This is a genomic window from Tenuifilum sp. 4138str, assembly GCF_041102575.1.
Taxonomy (GTDB): Bacteria; Bacteroidota; Bacteroidia; order Bacteroidales; family Tenuifilaceae; genus Tenuifilum; species Tenuifilum osseticum.
The window spans coordinates 142,472-169,210 of record NZ_JBGCUE010000001.1 but is presented as its reverse complement, the minus strand read 5'-3'; the positions used below and the strand labels follow the sequence as shown (position 1 = coordinate 169,210).

The following is a 26,739-nucleotide window of genomic DNA, read 5'->3' as shown; positions in this document are numbered from 1 at the left end:
CCTAAAGTATAAGGTTTAACCGGCTAAAAATATTTGAATAGATGAGCTAAAGAATATCTACGGGGAACTCAATGGAGAATGTAGTTCCAAAACCATGCTGGCTATTTACCGATATTGTTCCCCCCATTTTATCAACAAACTCTTTGCAAAGGAGTAATCCTAACCCCGAACCCTTTTCGTTTTGGGTACCAGGTGTTACAATGCTTTTATCAATCCTGAACAGTTTTTCGATATTTTGGTCGGGAATACCAATTCCGTTATCTCTAACTCTGATTACGCATTTACCATTAACTTCTGAAGCATCAATCGAAATTTCACCTCCAGGTCTTGTAAATTTCACAGCATTACTGATCAAGTTCCTCAGAACTGTATTCAGCATATTCTCATCAACATAAAGTTCAATGCTAGCCGGAATATCAACAGTTAACTTTATATTCTTGTCTGTTAGCCGATTCTGTACTAACTCAATATTTTGATTTACCAAAAGCGCAAGGGAAACCCTTTGGGGTTTATTTTGTATGTCGCCCATCTCGTTCGATGACCAGTCGAGTAAGTTTTCAAGTAACCCATAGGTGGTAAGTGCCAGCCTATTAAGTTCCCCCATAAACTTTTTTGTTTTTTCCGAACTTAACGTTTCAATATCGGTTAAAAGAAAGGCAGTAGAGTTTACCAAAGTGCTAATAGGGTTGCGTAGATCGTGTGCAATAATCCTGAAGAATTTGTTTTTAGTAGCATTAATTTCTTCGAGCTTTTGCTTTTGTTGTTCAATCTCACTCTTTTGCCTTTCGAGCATGGCGTTCTTTTCCGATATCCATTCGTAGGTTTCCCTGAGATGTTCCGCCTGAACCTGAAGTTCCTCCTTTTGTAAAAGAATTTCCTGTGTGCGTTCCTTAACCAAGCGCTCCAGCTTGTCGCGCTCCAGTATTAACTTGTAATGCCAAATTTTAAATATCGAATATATTAGTAAAAAAACAAGCAAAGCGTAGCCAATGTATGCATAAATAGTTCTGTACCATGGCGTTTTAACCTCGAAACGAAATTCTAAAACAGGGCTTTCAACCCCAAAAACACTTCGTGCTTTAACCTTAAATACGTACTTACCCTCACGTAAATTAGTATACTCCTTCCGGTAATCAGTCGACCACTCTGACCATCCCTCATCGTTACCAACAAGCTGGTAGCTGAATTGACAAGGCTGATCGGATTCAAAGTATGGCCATGAGTATGAAAATTTCACTGAATTCCTTTTGTACGGAAGTACTATTCCTAAATCAATGATAGGATCAGCTATTTTCTTGTACAAAGATGCTCCAAAAACTGTATCGCATTCAACCAGACTATAGTTGTTACCATTAAAAAGCACAGAGTCCATATTTATCGCCCTATAAATAACTGGGGCAGGTAGGTTAAAGTAGTTATACCCCTTAGCAGGCCGAACCTGAAAGATTCCCTTGTCGGTGGACACCCACGATATTGAGTCTGCAAAATGGGTAACATACTGGTCAGTTAAAAGCTGGTTGCTTATCCTTCGCCACATCAGGGTGTCGTTGTTGCTTGGCAACCATTCCAGAATGTTTAGCGATTTTATGTCAAAAGGCTCAAACCTTTTCGCATCTTGGTTAAAGGAGTAAAACTTGCTGTTAGCAATAAAGAGTATGGTGTCGTAAATATCAAAAATTCTAACATAGGCCGCATCGGGCAACCCGTTAGAGGTATCGTACCTAGATACTTTAGCCTCACTTTTCTCAAACTGTGCATTCACAATACACCCAACCCCGCCTAGATTCTCTGAAAACCAAACATTTCCATTGCTATCCTCTCCAATACTTAGTATTTTTCGGTTTGTTTTGCAAAGTAAAGCCTCATCGAACCACCTTCCATTCTTGTACTTCAAGCGGGAGACTCCGTTTTCATGCCCCACAAAAAGGTATGAACGATTGATCCTGCCCTGATGAAGGACATAGGGTAGTTCAAGCCGGGTAATTTTACTGGCACTCCTTTTATTAATTTCAAAAACTCCATTCCTTGCAGCAACCAGCAAGTGGGTATTCTGATTGCTTCCATACCAAAGTGGCTTAAGTAAGGCAGTGTCGGTTGGTTCCTGAAAGTAAAGGAACTGCCAAGCCTGTTCGTACCTGCCCTCCAAACGGTTAAACCTATCGGGCTTAAAGGTCTCTTGATGCCTTTTTTCAATATAGAATAAACCGCTGCCTGTTGATAAGTAAAAAAAGTCACCTTTACGGGCAACATCGGATAGCACACCATCAATTCCAACCTGCTCGTTCCAGTAACGAAAAGGAGAAGTGAGTTCAACACTGGCTATACCATTATTAAGAGCAAGCCAAAGAATGCCGGAAGGCTGATAATACAGGAAATTTGCTGTACTCCGAACACCAATTGAACTTTGGTCAATTACGTCAACCACTCTGAATTCTTGATCAACAATGATTACATCGCCTAAAATTGATGAAAGAGCAAGGAGTGAATCATTAACCGAAATGCCATGGTAAAATAAATTCGTTTTGAAGTAACTATCAACACCTTGCGCATTGGATGAGAGTGCCGAAAGGGAACTAAAATTTTTAAATACACCATTTTCGTAATCAACAGTGTACAGCCCATTTTCCCTTGTACAAAGTATATATTTCCCGTTGAAAGGAATTAATGAATGAATCTTTAAAGATGAAAATTGCGGGCTGCCTTTTATAAGCTTTAAACTGCCATTGTCAATAAAAAACATTCCCTCATTGAGGATATGAGCAGCATACCTTGAGCCTATAATGTGTGAGAGGTAATACACCCTTTTTTCATCAAGGGGTAAATATGAGATTTTACCTTTGTAATAGGTAAAGATACACCTGTCAGTTAAGAAGAACACCGTATCGGCAATAACCCTGGTATCCCAAACCTCATTGAATTCCTTATATGCTGAATCGACATGCGATGAAAGCGACACATATCTCAACAAGCCGGTTTTATCCGGACTTAACAAACCAAATTCACCGTAACCTCCAACGTAAATTCGATCGTTACTATCAATTGCAATACTCCTGACCGAGGCACCTTTCCCAACCTCAATAAATTGCCAATTCTTTCCATCGAATTCAAGCACCCCTGCTCCATTTGCAAAGTATATAACACCCCTCTTATCCTGAACTATACCCCAGTTCTGCGTAGCAGCCTGATAGGTATTTGCTGAATAGTAATGGGAAAGCAACAATCCACGCTCCTGTGCATTGGCAAAGGTAAGCTGAACTAGAACAATGATCAGTAACGGATATTTCAATCTCCGTAACACAAAATTTTATTTTTTAGTTTCCAGTATTTTAATCACATCCTCCTTATACAGCCTACCAATAGGTATTTCAATATCTCCAATTTCTAGCGAGGTGGTGGAAAAGGTATCCACACGATTAAGTGCAACTATAAAAGAGCGGTGTACACGAATAAACTTCTCTTTATCGAGCAACTCCTCTAAGCTACTTATACTCTGTTTGGTTATAACTGTTCTGTTAGGTGTTACTACTTTAACGTAGTCCTTTATGCTTTCAAAGTAGAGTATTTCATCCTGCTTTACCCTTACGCTCTTTCTACTCTCCTTAAATATAAGGTATTCCGAGTCCTTAGGGCTTGTATTTTCGGCTCTTTTTGAAAGAAGCTCTTTAGCCTTAGAGAATGCTTTAAGTAGTCTTTCAAAAGTGACTGGTTTAAGGATATAATCGGCAACATTTAGCTCAAAGCCCTCAATTGCGTAGTCCCTGTTTGCCGAGGTTATAATAACCACAGGTGGGTTATACAAGCACCGTACAAGTTCAATACCCGTAAGCTTTGGCATTTCTACATCCAAAAAAACTATATCCACAGGGTTTTCCTGAAGATACTCAAAAGCAGGAAGTCCATCGTTAAAGGTAGCCACTACCTCTACCCCGGGTATACGGGAGAGGTAACCATCAATTACCGCAATGGCTAAGGGTTCATCGTCGACAATAATGGCCTTTAAATCCATTGTAACCTACAGTTTAGCCTCGCAATTTAATACTTTTTAGCATAATGCACTTCCCTACTTAGTACCCAAAATATTAAAAATCATATAACGCATTATTATACAATTATTTAACATTATATGCTTTTGAAATTGCATTTCGTATGTTAAAAACTGTTTTATGTCGACATAAGCACATTCAAGAGTACAAAAATATTGACATTAACACCTATTGTATATACCTTGCGCGCATCCAACTAAACACCAACCTAAACAAAAAAACGCTATGAGAAAAAATCTACTTGGTTTAGTAAGCATTTGTCTTATGACATGCCTGCTATGGGTAAATCAAACCCAGGCAGTACCGGCTTATCCGGGACTTGTACAGTACAAACAGGCTAATGGTAAAACTCTGGCCATTTTCCTAAAGGGTGATGAAAAGGTTAAGTGGGCAACCACTGAGGATGGTTACACCATTATGCTAAACAGCAATGGAGTTTATGAGTATGCCATTCAGGACATGAAGGGCGATTTGCAGCTTTCAGGCATTGAGGTAAACAACATCAAGGAAAGAACTGCTGCTGAAAAGGAACTGCTCTCAAAGGTAAGTAAGGGTTTATACTATAGCCCAAGCCAGCTATCAATGATGAAGAGCATTTGGGACATTAAATCAGCTGAGGCACAGAAAGCTTTCCCCACAACCGGCAATAGAAAGCTAATATGTATTCTGATGGGGTTTAAGGATAAAGCCTTTACTAAAACCCAAAGTGATTTTAACAACCTATTCAACCAGGTAGGATATAGCACTGGCGGTGCAACCGGTAGCGTTAAGGATTACTACCTTGAGAACTCATGGGGCCAATTCAACCTAACGGTTGATGTATTTGGCCCCTATACTGCCAGCCAGAACATGTCGTACTACGGAGCTAACGATGCATACGGTAACGATAAGAACCCAAGAGCTTTGGTTACTGAAGCCGTTAATGCAGCCGACGCCTCAGCTAACTTTGCCAACTACGATAATGATGGCGATGGTACAGTTGATGGAGTGTATGTTATTTATGCAGGTTATGGTGAAGAGGCAGGTGCCAGTGCCGATGCTATTTGGGCGCACGCATGGAGTATTACTCCTGTTACCAAAGACGGGAAAACTATTTCAAAATACTCATGCTCTGCAGAACTAAGAGGAAACTCCGGAACAACTATTACATCTATTGGTGTTATATGCCATGAGTTTGGTCATGTACTTGGCGCTCCTGACTACTATGATACCGATTATAGCACCGGTGGTCAGTTTGAGGGAACAGGCAAGTGGGATATGATGGCCAGCGGCTCATGGAACAACAATGGCGTAACACCCGCTCACCACAACGCATACACTAAAGTTAAGGTTTACGGATGGGCAACTGCAACCGTTCTTTCATCGGCAACAAACGTAACAGTTAAACCAGTTAAAGACAACAAGAGTTTCTTCCAGATTAACTCTACTACCAGCGGTGAGTACTGGATTATGGAAAACCGCCAGCAAGTAGGTTTTGATGCATACGTTCCTGGCCATGGCTTGATAATTTACCATGTTCATAAGGATGTTGCCAGTGCAAGCAGCAGCAATAACATTAACGCTACTTACCCACAAAAAATGTATCCGGTTTGCGCAAGCGCAACAACAAACCCTGGCACTACATCAAGTACCTATGGTAGCATTAATAGCACAGGTTGCCCATTCCCCGGAAGTAGCAACAAAACATCATTTACCGATGCTACTACCCCTAACATGAAATCGTGGGCTGGCGCTAATACGGGCAAGCCTATGACCAGTATTGCTGAGAATGCAACTACCAAGGATATCACCTTTGCATTTATGGGTGGATCAGGTGGAGGCACTGCACCAACCGCAACCACTGTAGCCGCTTCATCAATAACCACCAGCAGCGCTACTTTGAATGGTACTGTTAATGCCAATAATGCTACAACCACTGTTACTTTTGAATGGGGTACTACAACAAGTTTAGGTAACAGCATCAATGCTACGCCTAATAGTGTTACCGGAACTTCAAATACCAACGTTACCGCTAACCTTACCGGTTTATCAGCAAATACTAAATACTACTACAGGGTTAAAGCTGTTAGCGCCAACGGAACCACCTATGGCAGCACCATGAACTTTACCACCGCTGTTAACCCCACTTCAGTTACTCTTCCGTACTCCCAAACCTTTAGTAGCTCATCGATGCCAACAGGATGGACAACTCAGAACACAGGTAGCGGTATAACTGAACGTTGGAGCGTTTCCAACACCAATAAGGCTGGCGGATCGGCCTACGAAATGAAATGTACTTACCAGAATGTTAACCCGGGCACCACACGCCTGATCACACCTGCCATAAACACATCAGGTGTAAGCCAGGTAACATTAACATTCCGCCATATGCTTGATGCATACAGCACCGGTGTTACTTTGAGAGTTCAAACCTCGAACGATAAGACCAATTGGACCAACACATCTTGGTCAGTGGCTACCTCAAGCACCAATATTAACGCAACTAGTGTTACTGTTAACATTACAACAAACCTCAACTCTGCAACAACATATATAGCTTTTGTTGCCGAAGGTAATCTCTACAACATTGACTACTGGTATATTGACAATGTTTCTGTTGCCGCAGGTAGCGGAGCAACTACACCAACGGTTACTACTGGCAGTGTAAGTAACATTACTTCCAGCACAGCCACGGTAGCCGGTAATGTAACAGCCGATGGTGGTGCAACTGTAACTGAACGCGGTATTTGCTACAGCACATCACAAAATCCAACCACAGCAAATAGCAAGGTAGCAAGTGGTTCGGGTACTGGATCGTTCAGTGCAAACCTCAGTGGTTTGGCTGCTAACACCACATACTACGCTCGTGCATACGCAATTAACGCCCAAGGCACATCGTACGGTAGCCAGGTTAGCTTTACCACAACTACCAGCACGGTTACCTACTGCGCTTCAAAGGGTAGCAACTCCAGCTACGAATGGATTGACCTTGTTCAATTTGCAGGAATCAATCGTACTTCAGGCAACGATGGTGGCTACAAGGACATGACCAGTCTGCAGGCTACCGTTGCACGCGGAACCACATACACAATCTACTTCAGTGCAGGATTCAAGAGTAGCTCCTATACCGAGTACTGGGCTGTATGGATTGACTACAACAAGAATGGCACTTTTGATACTAATGAAAAGGTAGTTAGCGGTTCATCATCGAGCAGCGGAACCCTTTCGGCTAGTATTACCATTCCTACAACTGCTACCCTTGGCGTTACTCGCATGCGTGTAAGCATGAAATACAATGCTGCACCTACCGCTTGTGAAACATTTAGCTACGGCGAGGTTGAGGACTACAGCGTAAATATTACAAGCGGAACATCAGCTCCTTCAACCGACAATCCTTTTGCTGAGGAGCTTGGTAACGAAAAGGTTGATATTTTCACCATCTATCCTAACCCTGCTTCCGAAAAGATAAATGTTGTTCTTAACGGCATTGAAGGTGAAGTATCGGCTCGTATATACGATATGCGTGGCGCGGTTGTTAAATTCCAGATGCTAACCGACAGAAATAACACAATTGAGATTAATGATTTGGCTCCTGGTGTTTACATGATCTCAATTGACGATGAAAAACAGCCTATAACAAAACAATTTATCAAAAAGTAATAGCTGCTAGAGTGTTTTATGCGAAGAGGGGTGTCAGTTAACTGACACCTCTTTTCATTTCAATTAACATTATTTAGATATTTTCTAAATAAATTAAATCATATTTAAACATTCACATATATTGTTATGTTTTATATTTGCGAACGAAAAAATAAAATAAACAAACATATGGAATTTGAAGTAACATTTCAGGGCAAAAAGCAAGTAATTGCTCACATTGGGGAGCATGATATTTTAACTGATCAACCAGTTTATGGAGGAGGCGACAATCAAGGGCCTGCACCATTTACGTTATTTCTTGCATCGATTGGAACCTGCGCAGGGATTTACGTTAAATCGTTTTGCGATCAGCGCGGGATACCTACTGATAATATCAAAATTGTGCAAAAGCACCAGTTTAATCCGCTTACCCATATGATTGAAAGGCTGGAACTCGAAATCAACCTGCCTGCTGATTTCCCTGAGAAGTACAAGGAAGCAGTTATCAAAGCGGCTGATCAGTGTGCTGTGAAGAAACATCTCCACAACCCGCCGCAAATGAGTGTAACAACCAAGAGCATATAACAAAAAATCTCCCGTTTAGAACGGGAGATTTTTGCTTTAAGTACTTAAGGTTTAGAGAACTGTTAGCTCATTCATGATATGTTTTGATTCACCAAACTTATCGATGATAAACAAAACATACCGTATATCAACCACAATGGTTCGTTGAGTTTCGGGCTCGTACATAAAGTCGCAGGCCATAGCTTCAGAGTTACCATCAAAGGCTATGCCTATCAAATTTCCATTAGCATCGAGCACTCCGCTACCCGAATTGCCACCGGTAATATCGTTATCGGTAAGGAAACAAACTGGCATAACGCCATTCTTAGCATACGGTCCATAATCCTTTCGTTCCCATAGTTTGCGTAACTTTTCAGGCACTTTAAACACGTCGGAATTGGGATCTTCCTTTTCCATCACCCCATCGAGGGTTGTAAAGGGTTTGTAAGCCATCCCATCGGCAGGGCGATAGCCCTTTACCTTACCATAGGTTAAACGGGGTGTTGAATTGGCATCGGGGTATAAAAGCTTACCCTTGTTCATTTCCATAATTCCTTTGGTATAGAGCTGCATTGCTCTATTGTAGTTCTGCTGTGCCTCGTACATGGAATTGTAGATTGAATCCCATAGCATGTCGTAGTTGTGGTAGAGAATGAACAGCGGGTCTTGGAGTAAAGAATCCAGGTAAGGCTTTTTAATCAATTTACTCAGATTCTCAGGCGAAGTAAAATAGGACTTTTCAAAAAAAGCTCTTATGTAGTATGGGTATGTTGTGCTAATATTATCAACCTTCTTTATAGCATTAAGCATCCCCAGGTTATTAAAATCGCCACTATTGTTTAGCAATGCGCCAAATGCAATTGAATATAGCTGAACATCGGGATAAACATGGTATTTTTCAAACACAGCTGGCAACCTCTTCTGGAGCAGTTTAGCCTCCTGGCGTATATAGTCCTTTTTGAAACTCAACCGGCTATATGGTTTGCCCTGCATGATAATTGCGCTAACAAAATCGTTACAGGCAGTTATATTCTTATGCACATCAACTGGATAAAACGATAATGCCGAGATGGCTCCTTCGAGTTCCTCCCACCTGTTCTGTGTCACAGTTTGGTAGTAGTTCTCAAGAACAGGCAATGTTGCAACATACCTGCTGTAGAGGAAGGGATTACTGTTAGCCCATGCCTTAAGGCTATCCTCCCGGGCAGCAAGACGTTCAACAACATTGTACTTGTACATCGACTCGGCTTGCCAAACATCTTTTTGGTAAAAGTTTACAAGATAATCGTGCTTATCGGTATAGTTAACCTTAATTGCGGGGTCGGTTTGTTGGGCCTTTTTAATTGCGTTAATCATTTCCCCCCAAACGGTACGCTTAAAGTTGGCTACCACCTCGCGGTTAAACATAGCCTCATAGGACGAAGCGTAACGATGCGTTCTTCCAGGAAATCCGATTATCATGGCAAAATCGCCCTCCTGAACCCCTTGCAGGTTTATTTTTAAGTAACTCTTTGATTTCAATGGGATGTTTTTTGGGCTGTACTGGGCAGGTTTACCATCGGGAGAGGTGTATATACGAAATATACAGAAATCACCTGTATGACGAGGCCAATGCCAGTTATCCACATCCCCTCCAAAATTTCCAATTGATGCGGGAGGAACTCCAACCAAACGAACATCGAGGTAACGCTCGTAACGGAACATGTAAAACTCATTGTAGTTAAAAAACGGCCTTACTACCACGTGATACCCGCTATTTGCCTCAACGGAATCCTGAAGGTATTGCATCTTTTGGTTAATGGCTTCAAAGTATTCCCTGTTGGAAAGCGATGGACTGATGCCGGTAAGAATATCGGAGGTTACATCGGTAATGTCAACAAGTATAAGCGCCGTTTTGCCTTTAGCAGGCAATTCCTCATCGTACGACTTAGCCCAGTAACCATTCTCTAACAAATTATTGGAAACGGTGCTTAATTCCTGAACAGCATCAACGCCACAATGGTGATTGGTGAAGAAAAGACCATTAGGCGAGACCATTTCAGCACTACAGCTACCATCATCAAATTGAACTATGGCATCCTTTAGGCTCGATTTATTAACACTGTAAATATCCTCAGCTGTCAATTTTAGCCCTAGCGTTTGCATTGCCGAAATGTTTTTGCCTATAAGGTTAAGCATCCACATGCCCTCATCGGCAAGCACATTGGAAGAAATAAGAAAAAGTAAAAGCCAGCTGGTTAGGTTCTTCAATGCTCTCATATTGGAAATTTTGATTTATTTGTTTCGATTAAACAAGATCAGAATTAATATTAAAGATAGCGATAATATTGAAGCAATAGCATACTCCCACTTTTTTTGCGAAGCAGTTACTAAAAATGATAAGGGTTGCTCGGTTTTAAGAAGGGTTTCAGGGATATCGCGCCAGTGCCATTTGCCAATTATTGTACCATTGTATAAATAAAGCATACCGGGATGCGAACGAACAATGGTTTTTAGCATAACCTCATCGGCTTGAAGCCATGTAAAGAATAAACCATGTTGGTTTTCCAGGTTTGCCAAATTGGTTCCAGCAGCCGATGTTAACCCGAGGATTTTTATGCCTTTATCGCGAGCCTGTTTCTGAATAGTTTTAAACCTAGCTATTGCGGGTTCCGATAAGTATTTAATATTTGGAATAACAACTAAAATTAAATCACCTTTAGAGTAAAGTATGCTATCGGTATAGTTATGTCCATCTTCAGTGTATAAAGTGAAGTTAGCTATAGGAGGGGTGTAGCCTTTTTCAACCAAATACGACTTTGAATCAACAAAAGTCCATGTAGAATCATTCCACGGGTAGTTGGTTTCATCAAATTCCTTTACCACGCCATCCTTCTGGTAGTAAAGAATTGTTCTGTAAACATCGTGAGGTGCCCCTTCAGGGATTGAAGTGTACTGTAATAAATTAGCACCAATGTGAAAAGGCCTAAAATCGATAATGGGCTGATGGCGTATGCCATGAACAGAAGGTAAAATTGCAATGGCAAGAAGCAGTAATGCAAGCAAATTCTGTTTGATAGGATTTTGCCTTGATAGTTCCTTCCTACGGTTAGTAAAAAGGAATGCAGCCGCAGCAAAAAAAACTAAATTTTTAAAAAAGGTTCCCCAATTCGATAGCTTTATGGCATCGCCAAAACAACCACAATCCGAGATAGGGTTGGTGATTGCCAGCACAAGGGTCAGGGGTGTAAATACTACCATGAATAGGAATGCCCCCCATGCAGCAATCTTCTGTTTTACCCCTGATAGTAATAGCAAGCCAATGTAAAGCTCAGCGGCGCAAAGCAAAACAGAAAGAGGTAGTGCTAAATTGTCCAGGAAATGGAGATGGAACGCAATAAAGTAATCATGTAACTTGTAAACTGTACCCCACGGGTCAATTCCCTTTACAAACCCTGAGAAAATAAAAACTACTGCCAACAAATACCTTGCAACAGATAAAACTCTCTTTTTCATTGCTATCTGCTTTATAGATTCAACAAATTCCGCTTTGCAATTTCATCCAGTATCATCGACGAAATAGCTTCAGGCTTGTGCATATGCCCCTCAATGTCAGTACAATCTAATACAACAAAATTTGGGTCGAACTGTTGCTGCTGTAGGTAGATATTACGAACTTTCTCCTGGAACGATAGGTCCTTTTCGTGAATATCGTCCTTACCCTGCAAGTATTGCCTTGACTCACCAATTCTTTGCTCAGTTAGACGTTTGCGGGTAAATTCAAAAGGTACATTTAAAAAGATATTTAAGTTGGGTTTAGGTATTGCATAGTAATCAAATTCCAGCTTTAAAATCCATTCCCTTAACAGGTTAATTTCATGGGGATTGTTAAGCTTAGCACACTGAAAGGCAACGTTGGAGTATACATACCTGTCGAGCAGAACCACATGCTTTTCATTAAGCCATTGGCGAATCATTGGAGCAGCATCCATCCTATCCGAAGCATACAAAAGGGCTACCACATAAGGATCAACCCTGTCGATAGTTCCCAAATCGCCACGTAGAAACCTAGCAATAAGATCGCCAAAAAATGGGGCATCAACTCTAGGGAAGTGAAGGAAATGGCAAGGTATGGACTTTGTATTAAGATGTTTTGTAAGTAAGTCAATTTGGGTTGATTTGCCTGCACCATCGAGCCCTTCAATAACAATTAAAGCCATCTGCAAAAAAATTAAAAAACAACATCTGTAAACTTAACACAATGTTTCGTAATTTTAGCATTTGAAACATTTTGCAAGATAGGAAAAAATGGAAGAAAAACGTTCAGTTTTCGCGCCAAGAAAAACGTTGCAGTGCAACGGCAGACTCATAACCATTGAGAAACCCTTGGTTATGGGAATAATAAACATAACAAACGATTCATTTTTTAGTGGTAGCCGGTACAGGTTTTCGCACAGCATAGTCCGCAGGGCAAAACAAATAATAGAGGAAGGTGGCCAGATAATTGACATTGGTGCTTGCTCAACACGACCTGGTGCGAAACCGGTAAGTGAGCGAGATGAGATAAAACGCCTCCACAAAGCGTTGGCTGCTATTCGCAGGAGTTATCCTGAAACCATAATCTCAGTAGACACCTTCCGTGCTTCGGTTGCAGAATGGGCTGTAAAGGAATTTCGCGTTGATATAATCAACGATATATCGGCAGGACAGATGGACAGCAAGATGTTTGAAACTATTGCTGAACTGAATGTACCCTACATACTCATGCATATGCAAGGTACACCCGAGAATATGCAGCAAAACCCTCAATACGAAAATGTTATCAGAGACCTCATTCTATTCTTTAACGATAAAATTGAGAAACTCAAACAGCTTAACGTTAAGGATATAATTATTGACCCCGGCTTTGGTTTTGGCAAAACCATTGAGCATAACTATACCATCCTAAAAAACCTTGAAACCTTTAAGCTACTGGAACTTCCGATACTTGTTGGCATTTCAAGGAAGTCGATGATTTACAAACCACTAAACACTAAACCCGAGCAAGCATTAAATGGGACAACGGTTCTCAACACATTGGCAATTCTTAAGGGTGCCAGCATACTTAGGGTTCATGATGTTAAACAAGCAGCTGAAACCATAAGATTACTTGAACTACTTTATGCGCAACCTGAATTTCAATTCATTTAGCCCCATGGAATTATTACCGATACCGCTTTTTATACATGTAAGAGTGCTCGATATTGTCGACATTGTAATTGTAGCATTTCTTCTTTACCAAATATACCTTTTAATTAGAGGGACCGCCGCCATAAAAATTTTTTCAGGAATTGTGCTCTTGTACTTCATTTGGTTAGTTGTAAAAGCATTGAACATGGAGTTACTTGGCAGTATACTTGGCCAGGTAATTGGAGTTGGTGTTATCGCCATCATTATTGTTTTCCAGCAGGAGATAAGAAAATTTTTATTGCTGCTTGGGTCACGATACACAACTAAAGGGAAAAGTGCCTTGGAGTCTTTCTTGCTAGGTACAGATCAGAATGAGGTTAGCCAAACAAACCTCGATGCAATAGTAAAGGCTTGTAAAAACCTGTCGGAAACCAAAACAGGTGCACTAATTGCCATTACCCGAAACTCAGAGCTTGAGGTATACTCCCAAACAGGCGATATTATTAACGCAGAACTCTCAAGCCGGCTGCTTGAAAACATTTTTTTCAAAAATAGCCCATTACACGATGGGGCGGCAATAATCAAAGGCAATAAGATTCATGCTGCCCGATGTGTTTTGCCAATATCGGAGAACCTTAATTTACCCCCAAATTTCGGAATGAGGCATAAATCGGCCCTAGGATTGACAGAGGTTACGGATGCCTTGGTAATTGTTGTTTCAGAAGAAACTGGCAAAATCAGCTTAGCCGACAATGGCAGTATCGATTATGGCATTAGCCTTACTGACCTAAAAGACAAACTAGAACAAAAGTTACAAGCTAAACGATAGGATAATAGAGTTTATGTTACATTTGTTCAACACCTAAATCTTATCAGCAATGATTAAGTACCAAATCACCAAATCGGACACAAAGATTTATGGTGAGGTTACAATACCCCCCACCCGACCAATGTCAAATAAGTTTTTAGTAATTAAGGTTTACAAAGATGCAAATCTGCCCACAGGACAGGGTGCTGAAATTGGCAATGAAAAAATTATTAACCAAAGCATCTTTAAGGAAGGGTTAAAGAGCAAAAGTGGCCGTACAGCCCGAGCAATTAGGCATATCAGGGCCTTTATCAACTACTTTGGTGGCGAGTGGATACTTTCATCGTCAAACATCTTAAAAGACAGCACCGCTGGTAAGATTGTAGCGTTGCTCCAAAAGTATGGGTTAAAGGTTCAGTTCGAAGAACGAATTGGTAATCCGCCTTTCAGGCTTATTGGAAAGAATTTGAAGGGGAAAATACTTCGGGTTGAAGGATCAATTAATAGCAAGATGATTGAAGCACGATTGCTTATCGACCCAAGTTTAAATTCCGAAGAAATTATTGAACTAAAAAATTTTATCATTTCCCAGGGTTACTCCACCATGACCCTTCGAGCGCTTCAGTTCATGGGCGTAAATATTGATTGGCGTGAGGATGAGGTGCTTATTGAACATCAGATCTTTGATGGTAGTGAACTTTCCATTGAAGCTGATTGGTCGTTAGCATCGTACTGGTACGAGGCAGTAGCCCTTGCCGATAAAGGGGAGATTGCTATCAAAGGTCTGAAACCCGAAAGTTTTCAGTGCGATACTGCTGTAAAAGACTTATTCACACGGTTAGGTGTAACCACAATTATTGCAGAGAATGCAATAATTCTTAACCGCAAAGGAAGGGTAACAAAGCAATTTGAACATAATTTTAAGCAACACCCCGATTTAGCCCCTGCCGCGATGTTTGCCTGCCTTGCTTTAGGCATTCCTTTTACAATTAGTGGAATTGATTACTTTCATACCAAAGACCCCGACAGGCTCGATGCCATTAAAGCCGAATTCCGGAAACTTGGTGCAACAATTAATGTTCAACTGGAAAATGATGTTGAAGTTCTAAAGTTCGATGGAAAATCTAAACTAAAAAACTTGAAAGTTCTAGAGTGCGATTCACAAAACGATCACCGTGTAGCCATGTCGCTAGCTCCTTACGCAATTCTTGGCAAGAGAGTGATTATGAACAATGCTCGTATAACCAGTAAATCATACCCAACCTTTTGGGATGAGATTAAAAAGTTAGGTTTTGAGGTAACAGTTTTGCAGTAAAAAGAAATTTCATAAACAGCAAAAGGGTGACATCACTGTCACCCTTCCTATTTTGATATAATCAATTACTTTTTCCAAACTAATGTGCCAGCAAGCATATCGTGAAGTGCTTGTTTCTTTTGGGTAAAACCTGCTAAAATATACCCTATCATGAAAATCAAGCTGGAAAGAATTTTTCCGAAATAGCGTCCGGTAGCTCGGGCAAACGAAATACGATTTCCTTCCATATCAGTTACAACAAGGCCAATGGCAATCTTACCAACCGTTCCTTGGAACTTTGACGACTCCATTATGGCAAAGTATAACCACATTAGTACAATCAACGCCAAATAGTTAATCATGGCCGTACCAACAATAGCGCCAACCATACCAATGGCCTCAGTCTCATTCATTCCATTTGACGCAGTTGAGGCCGCTGAGAATCCAATTAATGCAAGAACAGGTATTACAATAATCCACTGGATTACACCAATAATTATTGCATCAAGCATGTACGCCAGAAAGCGCCACCAAAAACCTGCATACTTTAAGTTTTCCATAATTCGTAAGGTTTAAGTTTAGTTTATGGTTATTTAAATCAACAGCAATATAATAAATTCCATGTAGTTTCAAAACAATCAAACCTAATTATCTACAAATTCTTGCCAAATTGCTATTACCGGAACCAATGTTGTTTAGTTAAGGTTATTTGTCATGTTTCGCGCAAGCGAAACATCACGCTGTCGCGCTGAGTCGCGATTTATAGGGATAGACTTCGGCATAGCATCTCATTGCCCTTTTCTCTTCAATCCATTGAAGAGTTCTCTCGACTCTGCTTGGGATGACAAAAAACCTATCTTCCTTTCTGCTCCCTTGTCATGCTGAGCTAGCTGAAGCATCGCTTTACCTTTAATCCTTTTTGTTTTTTTTGAAACCGCTCTTTGCAGTACTTTTCTGTTGCGATGCAACGCTTTCCCCTTGCTCTTTGGCATATGTATGGCGTGCATCGCTATGCATGAGGGAGTAACTATTGTGTTACAAATATTACGCCCCTACGGAACTGGAAGTGTTGTTCGTTGCTCGTTGTTCGTTGTTCGCGAAATTGACCTCACCCCCTCCCCTCTCCTGATAGGAGAGGGGAGAAGCATTTAGGAGACCTTATTGCAGGGCTAAAGCCTCCCCTCTCAGGGGAGATTTAGAGGGGTCATCTAGGTTGAATATAGGAAACGACCTCACCCCTGCCCTTTTCCCTGAGAGGGAATGGAGCGGAAGAAGCAGGCAGAGGCATAAAAGCCTGACCCGGTAGTGGGTCGTGGGTGGAACGTGACGGTGGGCTTAGTAAGCGATACCACATGAGTCACGCCGAAGGCGTGGCGAATAGTATCGCGTGGCAGTTCCACCCGCGGGGCACCCATCGGGTCAGGCTTTTCAGCCTTGATTTTCTTTGGTTCTTTCTTGTATCAAGACAAGAAAGAACATGTAAATAATTCTTTGTAATGATTTTTCTTTTGCGATGCAACGTTTCAAGATTGTTCTTTGGAAAATGTATTGCGTGCATTGCAAAATAATTTGAACACCTCAATACCCTGGGTTAAAACCCAGGGCTAATGTGATTTGCCCTTTCAGGGCGGATAATGCACGCGTCTGGAGACGCGCTCTAACAGGTGGGGTTACAGATATTACGCCCCTACGGGGCTAGAAGCGGTGTTCGTTGCTCGTGAATGTCATTCAGTGTAACACCGTGTTACACCGTGTAACTCTTTTATACCTATTTAGTTGATAGTTGATAATAAATCCTAAGCCTATGACATTGTGCCTTTTACATGAACCTTGAACTTTGAACCTTTATCCTTTATCCTTAAACATCCCCACTACTGTACACTGCACACTGAACACGGTACACTAACAATGAGCTCCTTCGCTGCACTCAGGATGACAGGCATGTTTATTTTTGTTAACTAAACGACATTGATTACTGGAATGATGAAATAAATAATTTACTGTTAGTAACTCAAGGTATAAAAGAAATATTGGACACTTTTTCCATTGGATAGCCAAAACAGGCCAACACATTTTAAAAATAATCGAGTTAGTTTTTCCTTATTTCAAACAGATACTCCAAAGCCTCAGTAAACTCTCGGCTCCAAAACCATTCTGAATGACGACCATCAGGTGCAATTTTCATTTTAACATAATCCTCATCCTTATATCCAGCTTTGTATAGGTGGTGTTCCAGCATTTTCATATCCTCAACTAAGGTTTCGCTTTCCTTTTCACCAGCCAAAAGATATATTTTCTGATCAGCCCTACGCTTGTACTTTGAAACATACTCAAATACTTTAGGCGAAAACCAGAGCGAAGGCGAAAACACTCCCACCCTCCCAAAAGCATCGGGATACTTGAGCCCTATGTAAAGCGAAATTAATCCACCCATTGAGCTCCCAAAAATAGCATTAAACTTGGGTTCAGGATTAGTCCTATAGTTTTTATCGATAAATGGCTTAAGCTCTTTGGCAACAAAGTATGCATACTTATCGCCATCGCCACCCATGCCAAGGGAGTCGTTACGCCAGGGTGAGTATTCGTTTATACGCTCCTTACTATCATTATAAATAGCTACAACAATGGCGGCAAAGCCGCAGTTGTAGTAAAGGCTATCCATTATTTCGTCAACCCTCCATTCCCCGGCAAATGAGGTAGACTCGTCAAAAACATTTTGGCCATCGTGCATGTAAATTACAGGAAACTGCTGTCTTTTGCTGTAATTTGGCGGTAAGTATAACCGCACCGCTCTTCGGCGATTCAGCTGTTTCATCTCAAGGGTTGAGGGTAAGAACCTAACATTAGCCGATGCTGTGGATTTTCGTTGAGCGGCCTCAAACATATCGCGCCATCCCCTCACCTTAATTCTCACTGTATCGGTAGGCGGGGAATAAATCCTGTTTCGAATATCGCCCCCATTGGAGTCCACCTCAACAAACTGCCAACTGCCACGTGAAAGTTTATACTCAAAGGTATCCTTTACATGCGTTAATTTCAGTTCATAACGGTTCGTAGTTCGTTTAAAGGCCCAACTAATATCATGCGGATTCCATCCATTTAGTTCCGATGCCATAAAAATTGTGTCATCGGGCCGAGTTTTTGCCGGAAAAGAATCAACAACAAACACAACCTGTGCGCTTAACCGGAAGCTCAATAAAATCAACGATGACAGTATAACAAAATTGGCTTTCATTCTTAGAATAGTTTACATTAAAAACAAAGGTAATACTAAAAAAGTAGTTGTAAAAATGGCTAAACAGATATATCTTTGCAGGAAATAAATGGCCCCGTAGTTCAGCTGAATAGAACGTCAGATTCCGGTTCTGAAAGTCGGGGGTTTGAATCCCTCCGGGGTCACTTAGTTAAGCCAGTCCACTCAAGACTGGCTTTCTTTGTTCAATAAAGTAGCCATAATCAGCATTGCCCGAGGGATCATGGAGCGTAGCGGAACTAATCCCTCCGGGGTCACTTGGTTAAGCCAGTCCACTCAAGACTGGCTTTCTTTGATCAATAAAGTAGCCATAATCAGCATTGCCCGAGGGATCATGGAGTGTAGCAGAACTAACTTGAAGTGCATCACTTTTTGGAATTCATTCTAACTCACTTCACAATAATTTACTTATATTGGCGTTAACCAAAAAATCGCCTCACAATGGAAAACTCAATTAGGAACAACCTCGACAATCCTGAAGTGCTTGAGCAACTTTACAGAAAGAACAGAAAAGGTTTTGAAAAAGCCTTTTTCAGCATTTACCCTGAAATATCAAGCATTCCATTAGCAAAATTTTGGTTTACTAGGCTAACCGCCAATAATAAAATACTGTTCAATGTAAACCTAAAAGAAATTACATATGTTTTAATTCCCTGTTTGATAGTCAGTATTATCATGTTAATTCCTTGGTTGTTTGGGTTTAATCCACATGAAAATAATTTTTACGAACGGAACCTTGCGCTAACGGCTCTCCTTGGAGTAACCCTTTACACGGCCATACTAAAAAATATCAACCAAAAAAAAACTGCAGCAATCGTTGGTTTTTTTATTATTTCTGCAATTTATGTAAATGTTCTGCCAAAAACGGAAAGTAGCTCTACAACCCTGATATACCTCCATTTACCCATACTTCTTTGGTTCATTTTTGGCATAGTGTTCTCAGAGTTCGAACTAAAAAACAATGAAAAACGAATTGAGTTTATAAAGTATAATGGCGACTTAGCCGTTTTGTTTGGCATTTTTGCAATAGCAGGAATGATCCTAACTGCTTTTACCATTGGGTTGTTTAGCGCTATTGGAATAAACGTTGAAAAAATTTATTTTGAACTAATTGTTATACCTGGAGTAGTTTCCGTTCCAATAATTTGCACATATCTGATAAATAAATTTGAATACCTATCAAATAAAATTGTTACTATAATTGCCAATATTTTTAGCCCACTAATACTAATAACACTCATAATATACCTTATCAGCATAATAGCAAAAGGAAGCAATCCTTTTATTAATAGGGATTTTCTAATTATTTTCAATGCAATGCTTATTGGAGTTGTTGCATTGGTGATTTTTTCAATTTCAGAAAGAGTTAACAACTCAACAAATAATTATTACACAATCATTTTCACTGCTCTTTCAACAATAGCTTTGCTAATAAATGTTGTAGCGTTACTGGCTATTCTTTATAGGATTACAGAGTATGGCATAACACCTAACCGGCTAGCTGTAATAGGATCGAACCTTCTATTTTTCACCCATTTAATTTTAATCCTAACCAATTTATTGAGAGTGATACGAAAAAAACAACACTTAACCATTATTGAGCAAGTAACGGCCAAATTTTTACCCTACTATGGAATATGGCTGATTTTTGTGGTATTTATTCTGCCCTTTATATTCAACTTCAAGTAATGTAATTTCAATTCAAGTAATGTAATTTCAATAAATTTTGAACACAACACTATTTAACATGGCAAATAATTAAAAAAGCAATAATTTAGTGCGAACTTTTAAAAACATAGCCATTAAAAGAGTAGTAATTAGTTCGTTATTATTATTTGCCACAACAGGACTGTTTGCTCAAATTTTTGTTGGTGGTAGCGTTGGATTTAACACCACTGGCGGAAAAATTGAAAATGGCAACACTTCCGTTGACAAGGTTACACAAACCAGCTTCTCACTAGCCCCCAAAGCAGGAATCTTCCTATCCGAAAAGCTTGCAGTTGGAGCCATACTAGGTTTTAACCTACAAAGTGAGAAAACGCCTGGCACCCCTGAAGAAATTGATAGAACTACAACATTTGGGTTAACGCCGTTTGCCCGTTACTACGCCTTTTCCCTAAACAAATTTTCGGTTTTTGCTCAAGGGAATTTAGGTTTTTCGTATGGCGTGGAAAAAAATAAGGTTGGTTCAACAACCACAACTGGCCCTAAAACAACCACCATTGGGATATCGGCATTTCCAGGCATTTCATATAAATTGACTGATAAAGTTGAGCTTGAAGCTGTAATTGGTGGACTTAACCTTAACTTTAACCGTGTTTCTGTTAAAGATAACAACACAACCAACATCACCAATACTTTTGGAGTTGGCGCTAACCTCGATGCCATTGCAACCACAGGTTTTATTACAATAGGTGCAATTGTAAAGCTATAATACCTACCCGATAAGTTAAGGAAAGGGATGCTAATGCGTCCCTTTTTATTTTTCTGCTTTTTTACTGATTTTCTTGTATTCCTTACAAACCAGTGTTAAACCACATTCTGTACACTTGGGTTTCCGTGCAGTACACACATACCTACCGTGAAGTATAAGCCAGTGATGAGCTTTAGGAATAAGTTCAAGGGGGAAGTTTTCCATCAGCTGGCGTTCAACGGCAAGTGGGGTTTTGGCGTTGCTTACCAAACCAATCCTATTTGCTACACGGAACACATGAGTGTCAACAGCCATAGCTGGTTTATCGAACACTACCGATGCAATAACATTGGCAGTTTTACGGCCAACACCCGGAAGGCGTTGCAAAAGATTGATATCAGAAGGGACCTCGCCATTAAACTCAGTCACCAAAACCTTGGCCATTCCTAGCAGATTCTTTGCCTTACTGTTTGGGTATGAGCAACTTTTAATTATTTCGTAAATATCTTCCACGCTGGCGTTTGCTAAACTCACAGCATCGGGAAAATTTTTGAAAAAATTTGGTGTAATTAGATTTACTCGTTTATCGGTGCATTGCGCGCTAAGTATAACTGCCACAAGCAATTCATAAGGATTGGAGTAATGCAATTCGGTTTCGGCTATGGGGCGGGTTTTCTCAAAATACTCGATTACAAAACGGTATAGTTCCTTTTTTGAATTCATCATATTTCTCTTTAATCCCAAAATTAGATTAAATTGATTAAACCTTTTTTATTTCCACTGGCAAATCTCCAATAAAATATTTATGAATCAGCATTTTATCAGCCCGTATGGATTTGCAAATTCATTATAATTTGGTTTAACAGATCACTTTCCACTATTCCTCTAACTTCTTCTAACTTCATCATATTCCCACTATTCCGATTCATTCCGACTCATTCATCTAATAATCCGACTATCTCCCCATTTTTATCAACCCGTATAGATTTGTTAATTCATGGCAATTCGGTTTAAGCAAATGTTGCACAAATTACTAACTTTGCATCTCAAAAAAAAGAATACTTTGGCATTAATTTACCTACAAGCTGAGAATGTAAACAAGTCGTTTGGGGATTTGGAAGTATTAAGCGATGTATCGCTTAGCCTATTCCAAAACCAGCGCACAGCCCTAGTAGCAAGAAATGGAACTGGTAAAAGTACATTACTAAATATCCTTGCAGGACATGACACACCCGATTCCGGAAAGGTAACCCTACGTAACGATATTAGCGTTGGCTATCTACCACAGGAACCCCAACTCGATTTATCAAAATCGGTTTTAGAAAATGTTTTTAATGCCGATGATGCTATTTCGGTTGCCATACGTAATTACGAAAAAGCTATTGAGTCAACCGATAAAATGGCCTTGCAGCATGCCATTGACGAGATGGACAGGCTTAACATTTGGGATAGGGAACAAAAGGCCAAGCAAATACTCTCAGTTTTTCAGCTTACAGATATAAATCAACCCGTTCAACTGCTTTCGGGTGGACAGCGCAAGCGAGTTGCGCTTGCTGCGGTGCTGATAAGTAACCCTGACCTGCTTATCCTCGATGAGCCAACCAACCACCTCGACCTTGAAATGGTGGAATGGTTGGAGGATTACCTAACACGGTCGCAAAAAACATTGCTGATGGTTACCCACGACAGGTATTTCCTTGACCGCGTTTGTACCGATATTATTGAGATAGATCAAAAGCAGGTTTATACTTACAACGGAAACTATTCCTATTTTATTGAGAAACGCGATGAGCGAATTAGGGCAAAGCTGGCAGAAATTGACAGAGCAAGCAACTTACTCCGACGGGAAACTGAATGGATGCGCCGCATGCCGCAAGCACGAGGAACAAAAGCCAAGTATAGAATTGATGCATTCTACAAGCTCCGCGAAACCGCACAACAAAAAATTCATTCCAACGATGTTGAAATTGGCGTAAGCGCCTCGCGCTTAGGAAAAAAAATAATGGAGGTACATAACCTTTCAAAAAGTTTTGATAGCAAGGTAATTCTTAATGACTTCAGCTACACCTTCAACCGCTTTGAACGGCTTGGTATAGTTGGTGCTAATGGCACTGGTAAAACTACCTTCCTTAACCTGATTACAGGAACACTCCCTCCCGATTCCGGAACAATTGACCCCGGTGCAACTCTAAAAATTGCATATTACCGCCAGGGCGGAATGAACATTCCCGAGGATGTTAAGGTTATTGACGTGGTTCGAGAAATAGCTGAAGTAATCACCCTTGCTAATGGTAAAACTATAACTGCATCGCAGTTTCTAAACAACTTTCTATTTACACCCGACAAGCAACACACTCTGGTTCGTAAGCTAAGCGGTGGCGAAAAGCGCAGGCTATACCTGCTAACAGTGCTTATGCAAAACCCTAACTTTTTAATACTCGACGAGCCGACCAACGACCTCGATATTTTTACGCTCAATGTTTTAGAGGATTATCTGATTAACTTTCCTGGCGTAGTAGTTGTGGTTTCGCACGACCGGTATTTTATGGATAAGCTAGTTGATGGCCTGTTGATTTTTGAGGGCAATGGTGAAATTAGCGGATTTCCGGGCAACTATTCTGAATACCGTGAATGGGCAAAGGAACAGGAAAAAAGTAATGCCGAACAACAAACCTCCTCTAAAGGAAAAACCGAAAGCAAACGCCCCCAACCTGAAAGGAAGAAGAGTAAGTTAACCTTTGCCCAAAAGAAAGAGCTGGAAAAGCTTACCGATGAAATAGAAAAACTGGAAAAGGAAAAGAAAGAAATTGAAGGTTTGCTCAACGGTGGCATTCAGGATGCTAAGCTGCTAATGGACATTTCAAATAGGTTTAGTGAAATTTCCAAACTACTCGAAGATAAAGAAATGCGTTGGTTGGAATTGAATGAATTTGAGGAGTAGTCATGCAATCACTCATCAAATTTGATCAGTAATATCTTTCGGGTATTCTCATCAACCCTAAACCTATTATCAATTCGGTAACCAATAACCCATACAATTTCGTTTCCCGAGATCAGAACAAAAACCCTCTCCTTATCAGGAAGGGGTATTTTGATGTCAACTAGGAAATCACTAATCTTTTTAAAGCTGGTCATGCCGAAAGGCATAAACCGGTCGCCAGGTTGCCATGGTCTGATGGTAAGTGGAAACTTGAGTTTTTCCAGATCAAGATATGCGTATTTTGTATCTTTCCCAAACACAAAACCTTGAGAGTAATCAAGTTTACTCAAACTTAATTTTACAGGTTGGTCAATTTGAGTTATGTTGACATCAATCTGACATTCAACGCTTTGCCTCTTTTGTTTTTGCTGTAAAATAAGGTGATTCCTATCGCGGAAAATTACATGAGTATCGGACTCTACCCTTTTGCCAATTGACGATTCTAATAGTTCGCAAACCTCAGTAGTCATGGCAGGGGTGAAATTAAAGTCCGACAGAAAATCAACTAAAAAAATATTGACAGCGGCCTGGTTCTTAAGTTTTTCAATATCGATATAGAATACACCCCCATTTTCATTAACAATTTCCTTACGTAATTGGGTCAAAAAGCTATCAACAATAAGCTGAGCCTCACGAAGATGCTGTGCGGTTTGATAAATTGAGATATCGACAGAGGGGTTTAACTCACGCAAAAGAGGCAAAACATTGTGCCTAATATAGTTACGCTTGTACTTATCGGATGCGTTACTGGAATCCTCGCGATACGAAATGTTATGTAATGCAGCATACTCTTGAACCTGAACACGGGTAGCAAAAAGCAGTGGGCGAATGATATTACCGTTTACGGGTTTGATTCCGGTAAGCCCTCTTAAACCAGTTCCCCGACTAAGGTTTAGCAGCACTGTTTCAACGGAATCATTTAGATTGTGAGCTATGGCTATTCGGGTGTATTTATGTTCCTTACAAATCTCATCAAAGTATGCATAACGCAATTCCCGAGCAGCCACCTGAATGGATAAGCCATTCTCCTTGGCATATTCCAAGGTATCGAACTTAATGGTATGAACCGGTAAGCCATTCATCAGGCAATGGTAACGAACAAACTGTTCATCGGCATCCGATTCATCGCCCCGCAAGCTAAAGTTGCAGTGAGCAACACCAACATTATACCCGGCATGGACCAATAGGTGCAATAGCACCATCGAGTCGATACCACCACTAACCCCTACCAGGATTTTATCCTGGTCATTTGCCATTTGGTGCTCACGAACAAAATCGATCATTTTACTCTGCAGCATCTATCTGAGCGTTTAGGGTTTCTAAAATGGCTTTTGCCTTAACTAAGCACTCCCTGTATTCAGCCTCGGGTTGCGACTTAAAGGTTATTGCTCCACCAACTGTAAACGACAAATAACCATTGCTTCTATTATAAAGCAAGCTACGAATTACCACGTTAAAATCAAAATTGCCGTTGGGCATAAAGTAACCAACTGCACCGGAGTATAGCCCGCGTTTGGAACGTTCAAAATTCTCAATTAGTTCCATTGCCCTTACTTTTGGAGCGCCAGTCATTGAACCCATCGGAAATGTGGCTCTAAAAGGATCGGTTGGGCGCAGCCCATCGGCAAGCTCGCACGACACGGTTGAAATCATCTGGTGCACCTGTGGGAATGTGTAAATCCCGCAAAGCTCATTTACCCTAACACTCCCGCGCTTGGCTATCCGCGATAAATCGTTTCTGACCAAGTCGACAATCATTACATTCTCAGCACGTTCCTTAGGATCGGTTTTAAGTCGAAATATCTCCTGCTGATCAGACTCGTCCGATTCCATTCGCGGTGCTGTACCCTTAATTGGCTGGCTGAATAGCCAATCACCATCGCGACGCAAATAGCGCTCCGGACTGGCACACATCAGAAACTTATCGTTTACCCTAAGAAATGCACCAAAAGGCGTTGGCGACCTGTCGTAAAGCCTATTGAAAACAACATAAGGAATAATTCGTACATTGTTAGCAAAGAATTCATGGCATAAATTCAACTCGTAAACATCACCCCGGGCAATGTGCTGCTTAACTGCGTTAACCGTATTCAAGTAATCGTTATAGGAATAATGGGAACGGAAAACAACCGACACATTGTGGTCCAATTCCTCAAAGTCACCTTCTAACCTATCAATCAAATCACTTACTTCTTCTTGTGATACTTCGTGCTGAAGGTAATGAAACTCAGCAATTTCACCATTGACCAGTATCAGTATCCGGGGTACAAAGAAAAACATATCGGGGAAACCAACTCCATCGGGGTTATTGGACTGTAGGTGTTCGAGTTGATTTTTAAGATCGTAAGTAAAATACCCAAAAACCCAATCATTATGAGCGCTTAGGAACTCATCGAGTTCATCAAAATGATTAGAATTTGGGCTGCAAGCCGAGCTAACACCTAATGCAGCAGTAAGGTGAAAACGGCTGGTAAAATTGGTTTCCGGTATAGTGTACCTATCAGATCCCCGAAGAAGAATACCCACATCGGTGTTTTCAACCTCGTACGCCAGATTTTTGGCAAACCTATCAAAATTGCTTACCCTATGAATGTTTTTAATGCGCATAAGCGCAAAGG

General features: G+C 40.7%; 19 protein-coding genes and 1 tRNA gene. 9 read left to right on the top strand and 11 right to left on the bottom strand.

From position 1 onward, the window contains the following. Nucleotides 1-46 precede the first annotated feature (46 nt). Both AB6811_RS00660 and AB6811_RS00655 read right to left on the bottom strand, forming a co-directional pair. Nucleotides 47-3,298 carry a sensor histidine kinase gene (locus AB6811_RS00660; RefSeq protein ID WP_369488272.1) on the bottom strand — a complete coding sequence of 1,084 codons (3,252 nt, stop codon included), beginning with the start codon at nucleotides 3,296-3,298 and terminating at the stop codon, nucleotides 47-49. A gap of 6 nt (nucleotides 3,299-3,304) precedes the next feature. Then, nucleotides 3,305-4,006 (bottom strand): LytR/AlgR family response regulator transcription factor, encoded by a 702-nt coding sequence (locus tag AB6811_RS00655; RefSeq protein ID WP_369488271.1) that lies wholly within the window; start codon nucleotides 4,004-4,006, stop codon nucleotides 3,305-3,307. 262 nt (nucleotides 4,007-4,268) lie between these two features. On the opposite strand from AB6811_RS00655, the gene AB6811_RS00650 reads away from it, so the two are divergent. Then, complete coding sequence (locus AB6811_RS00650; RefSeq protein ID WP_369488270.1) at nucleotides 4,269-7,682, top strand: M6 family metalloprotease domain-containing protein; 3,414 nt, start codon at nucleotides 4,269-4,271, stop codon at nucleotides 7,680-7,682. 168 nt (nucleotides 7,683-7,850) lie between these two features. Continuing rightward, nucleotides 7,851-8,246: an OsmC family protein gene (locus AB6811_RS00645; RefSeq protein ID WP_369488269.1), complete on the top strand. Its 396-nt coding sequence runs from the start codon at nucleotides 7,851-7,853 to the stop codon at nucleotides 8,244-8,246. A 51-nt stretch (nucleotides 8,247-8,297) separates the two neighbouring features. On the opposite strand, the gene AB6811_RS00640 is transcribed toward AB6811_RS00645, so the two are convergent. Genes AB6811_RS00640 through tmk form a run of 3 tightly spaced genes read right to left on the bottom strand, consistent with a single transcriptional unit; the run spans nucleotide 8,298 to nucleotide 12,424 of the window. Further along, entirely contained in the window at nucleotides 8,298-10,484 is a 2,187-nt protein-coding gene (locus tag AB6811_RS00640; RefSeq protein WP_369488268.1) for a S46 family peptidase, read from the bottom strand. A 15-nt stretch (nucleotides 10,485-10,499) separates the two neighbouring features. Next, a complete protein-coding gene (locus AB6811_RS00635) occupies nucleotides 10,500-11,720 on the bottom strand; it encodes a BT_3928 family protein (protein WP_369488267.1) in 1,221 nt (406 codons plus the stop codon). Nucleotides 11,721-11,731: 11 nt separating this feature from the next. Then, a complete protein-coding gene (gene tmk, locus AB6811_RS00630; protein WP_369488266.1) occupies nucleotides 11,732-12,424 on the bottom strand; it encodes a dTMP kinase in 693 nt (230 codons plus the stop codon). An 88-nt stretch (nucleotides 12,425-12,512) separates the two neighbouring features. Between tmk and folP the strand changes: the two genes are divergently transcribed. Genes folP through AB6811_RS00615 form a run of 3 tightly spaced genes read left to right on the top strand, consistent with a single transcriptional unit; the run spans nucleotide 12,513 to nucleotide 15,496 of the window. Beyond that, the gene (folP, locus tag AB6811_RS00625) at nucleotides 12,513-13,394 is read left to right on the top strand and encodes a dihydropteroate synthase (protein ID WP_369488265.1); all 882 of its coding nucleotides are present in this window, start codon (nucleotides 12,513-12,515) and stop codon (nucleotides 13,392-13,394) included. Nucleotides 13,395-13,398: 4 nt separating this feature from the next. Further along, the gene (cdaA, locus tag AB6811_RS00620; protein ID WP_369488264.1) at nucleotides 13,399-14,202 is read left to right on the top strand and encodes a diadenylate cyclase CdaA; all 804 of its coding nucleotides are present in this window, start codon (nucleotides 13,399-13,401) and stop codon (nucleotides 14,200-14,202) included. 49 nt (nucleotides 14,203-14,251) lie between these two features. After that, a complete protein-coding gene (locus AB6811_RS00615; protein ID WP_369488263.1) occupies nucleotides 14,252-15,496 on the top strand; it encodes a carboxyvinyltransferase in 1,245 nt (414 codons plus the stop codon). 65 nt (nucleotides 15,497-15,561) lie between these two features. On the opposite strand, the gene AB6811_RS00610 is transcribed toward AB6811_RS00615, so the two are convergent. The 3 genes from AB6811_RS00610 to AB6811_RS00600 all read right to left on the bottom strand — a co-directional run bounded on the left by AB6811_RS00610 (nucleotide 15,562) and on the right by AB6811_RS00600 (nucleotide 18,710). Beyond that, nucleotides 15,562-16,035: an RDD family protein gene (locus tag AB6811_RS00610; protein ID WP_369488262.1), complete on the bottom strand. Its 474-nt coding sequence runs from the start codon at nucleotides 16,033-16,035 to the stop codon at nucleotides 15,562-15,564. A 672-nt stretch (nucleotides 16,036-16,707) separates the two neighbouring features. Then, the gene (locus tag AB6811_RS00605; RefSeq protein ID WP_369488261.1) at nucleotides 16,708-16,890 is read right to left on the bottom strand and encodes a hypothetical protein; all 183 of its coding nucleotides are present in this window, start codon (nucleotides 16,888-16,890) and stop codon (nucleotides 16,708-16,710) included. Nucleotides 16,891-17,564: 674 nt separating this feature from the next. After that, nucleotides 17,565-18,710, bottom strand: a complete 1,146-nt coding sequence (locus tag AB6811_RS00600) for an alpha/beta hydrolase (protein ID WP_369488260.1) — start codon at nucleotides 18,708-18,710, stop codon at nucleotides 17,565-17,567. Between the two features lie 90 nt (nucleotides 18,711-18,800). Here AB6811_RS00600 and AB6811_RS00595 point away from each other — a divergent pair. From AB6811_RS00595 to AB6811_RS00585, 3 genes are all read left to right on the top strand, one after another. Beyond that, nucleotides 18,801-18,874 (top strand) — tRNA-Arg (locus AB6811_RS00595). Nucleotides 18,875-19,169: 295 nt separating this feature from the next. Further along, nucleotides 19,170-20,417, top strand: coding sequence for a hypothetical protein (locus tag AB6811_RS00590; protein ID WP_369488259.1), 1,248 nt, complete (start codon nucleotides 19,170-19,172; stop codon nucleotides 20,415-20,417). An 88-nt stretch (nucleotides 20,418-20,505) separates the two neighbouring features. Then, nucleotides 20,506-21,162 (top strand): outer membrane beta-barrel protein, encoded by a 657-nt coding sequence (locus AB6811_RS00585; protein WP_369488258.1) that lies wholly within the window; start codon nucleotides 20,506-20,508, stop codon nucleotides 21,160-21,162. Between the two features lie 45 nt (nucleotides 21,163-21,207). On the opposite strand, the gene nth is transcribed toward AB6811_RS00585, so the two are convergent. Continuing rightward, nucleotides 21,208-21,864 (bottom strand): endonuclease III, encoded by a 657-nt coding sequence (gene nth, locus AB6811_RS00580; RefSeq protein ID WP_369488257.1) that lies wholly within the window; start codon nucleotides 21,862-21,864, stop codon nucleotides 21,208-21,210. Between the two features lie 340 nt (nucleotides 21,865-22,204). Between nth and AB6811_RS00575 the strand changes: the two genes are divergently transcribed. Continuing rightward, on the top strand, nucleotides 22,205-24,082 hold the full coding sequence (locus tag AB6811_RS00575; RefSeq protein WP_369488256.1) for an ABC-F family ATP-binding cassette domain-containing protein: 1,878 nt from the start codon (nucleotides 22,205-22,207) through the stop codon (nucleotides 24,080-24,082). Nucleotides 24,083-24,090: 8 nt separating this feature from the next. Here the strand turns inward: AB6811_RS00575 and tilS are convergent, their stop codons facing one another. Both tilS and AB6811_RS00565 read right to left on the bottom strand, forming a co-directional pair. Continuing rightward, nucleotides 24,091-25,419, bottom strand: coding sequence for a tRNA lysidine(34) synthetase TilS (tilS, locus tag AB6811_RS00570; protein WP_369488255.1), 1,329 nt, complete (start codon nucleotides 25,417-25,419; stop codon nucleotides 24,091-24,093). Next, nucleotides 25,406-26,728: an anthranilate synthase component I family protein gene (locus tag AB6811_RS00565; protein WP_369488254.1), complete on the bottom strand. Its 1,323-nt coding sequence runs from the start codon at nucleotides 26,726-26,728 to the stop codon at nucleotides 25,406-25,408. Before AB6811_RS00565 ends, tilS begins: the two co-directional genes overlap by 14 nt. Nucleotides 26,729-26,739: the final 11 nt, after the last annotated feature.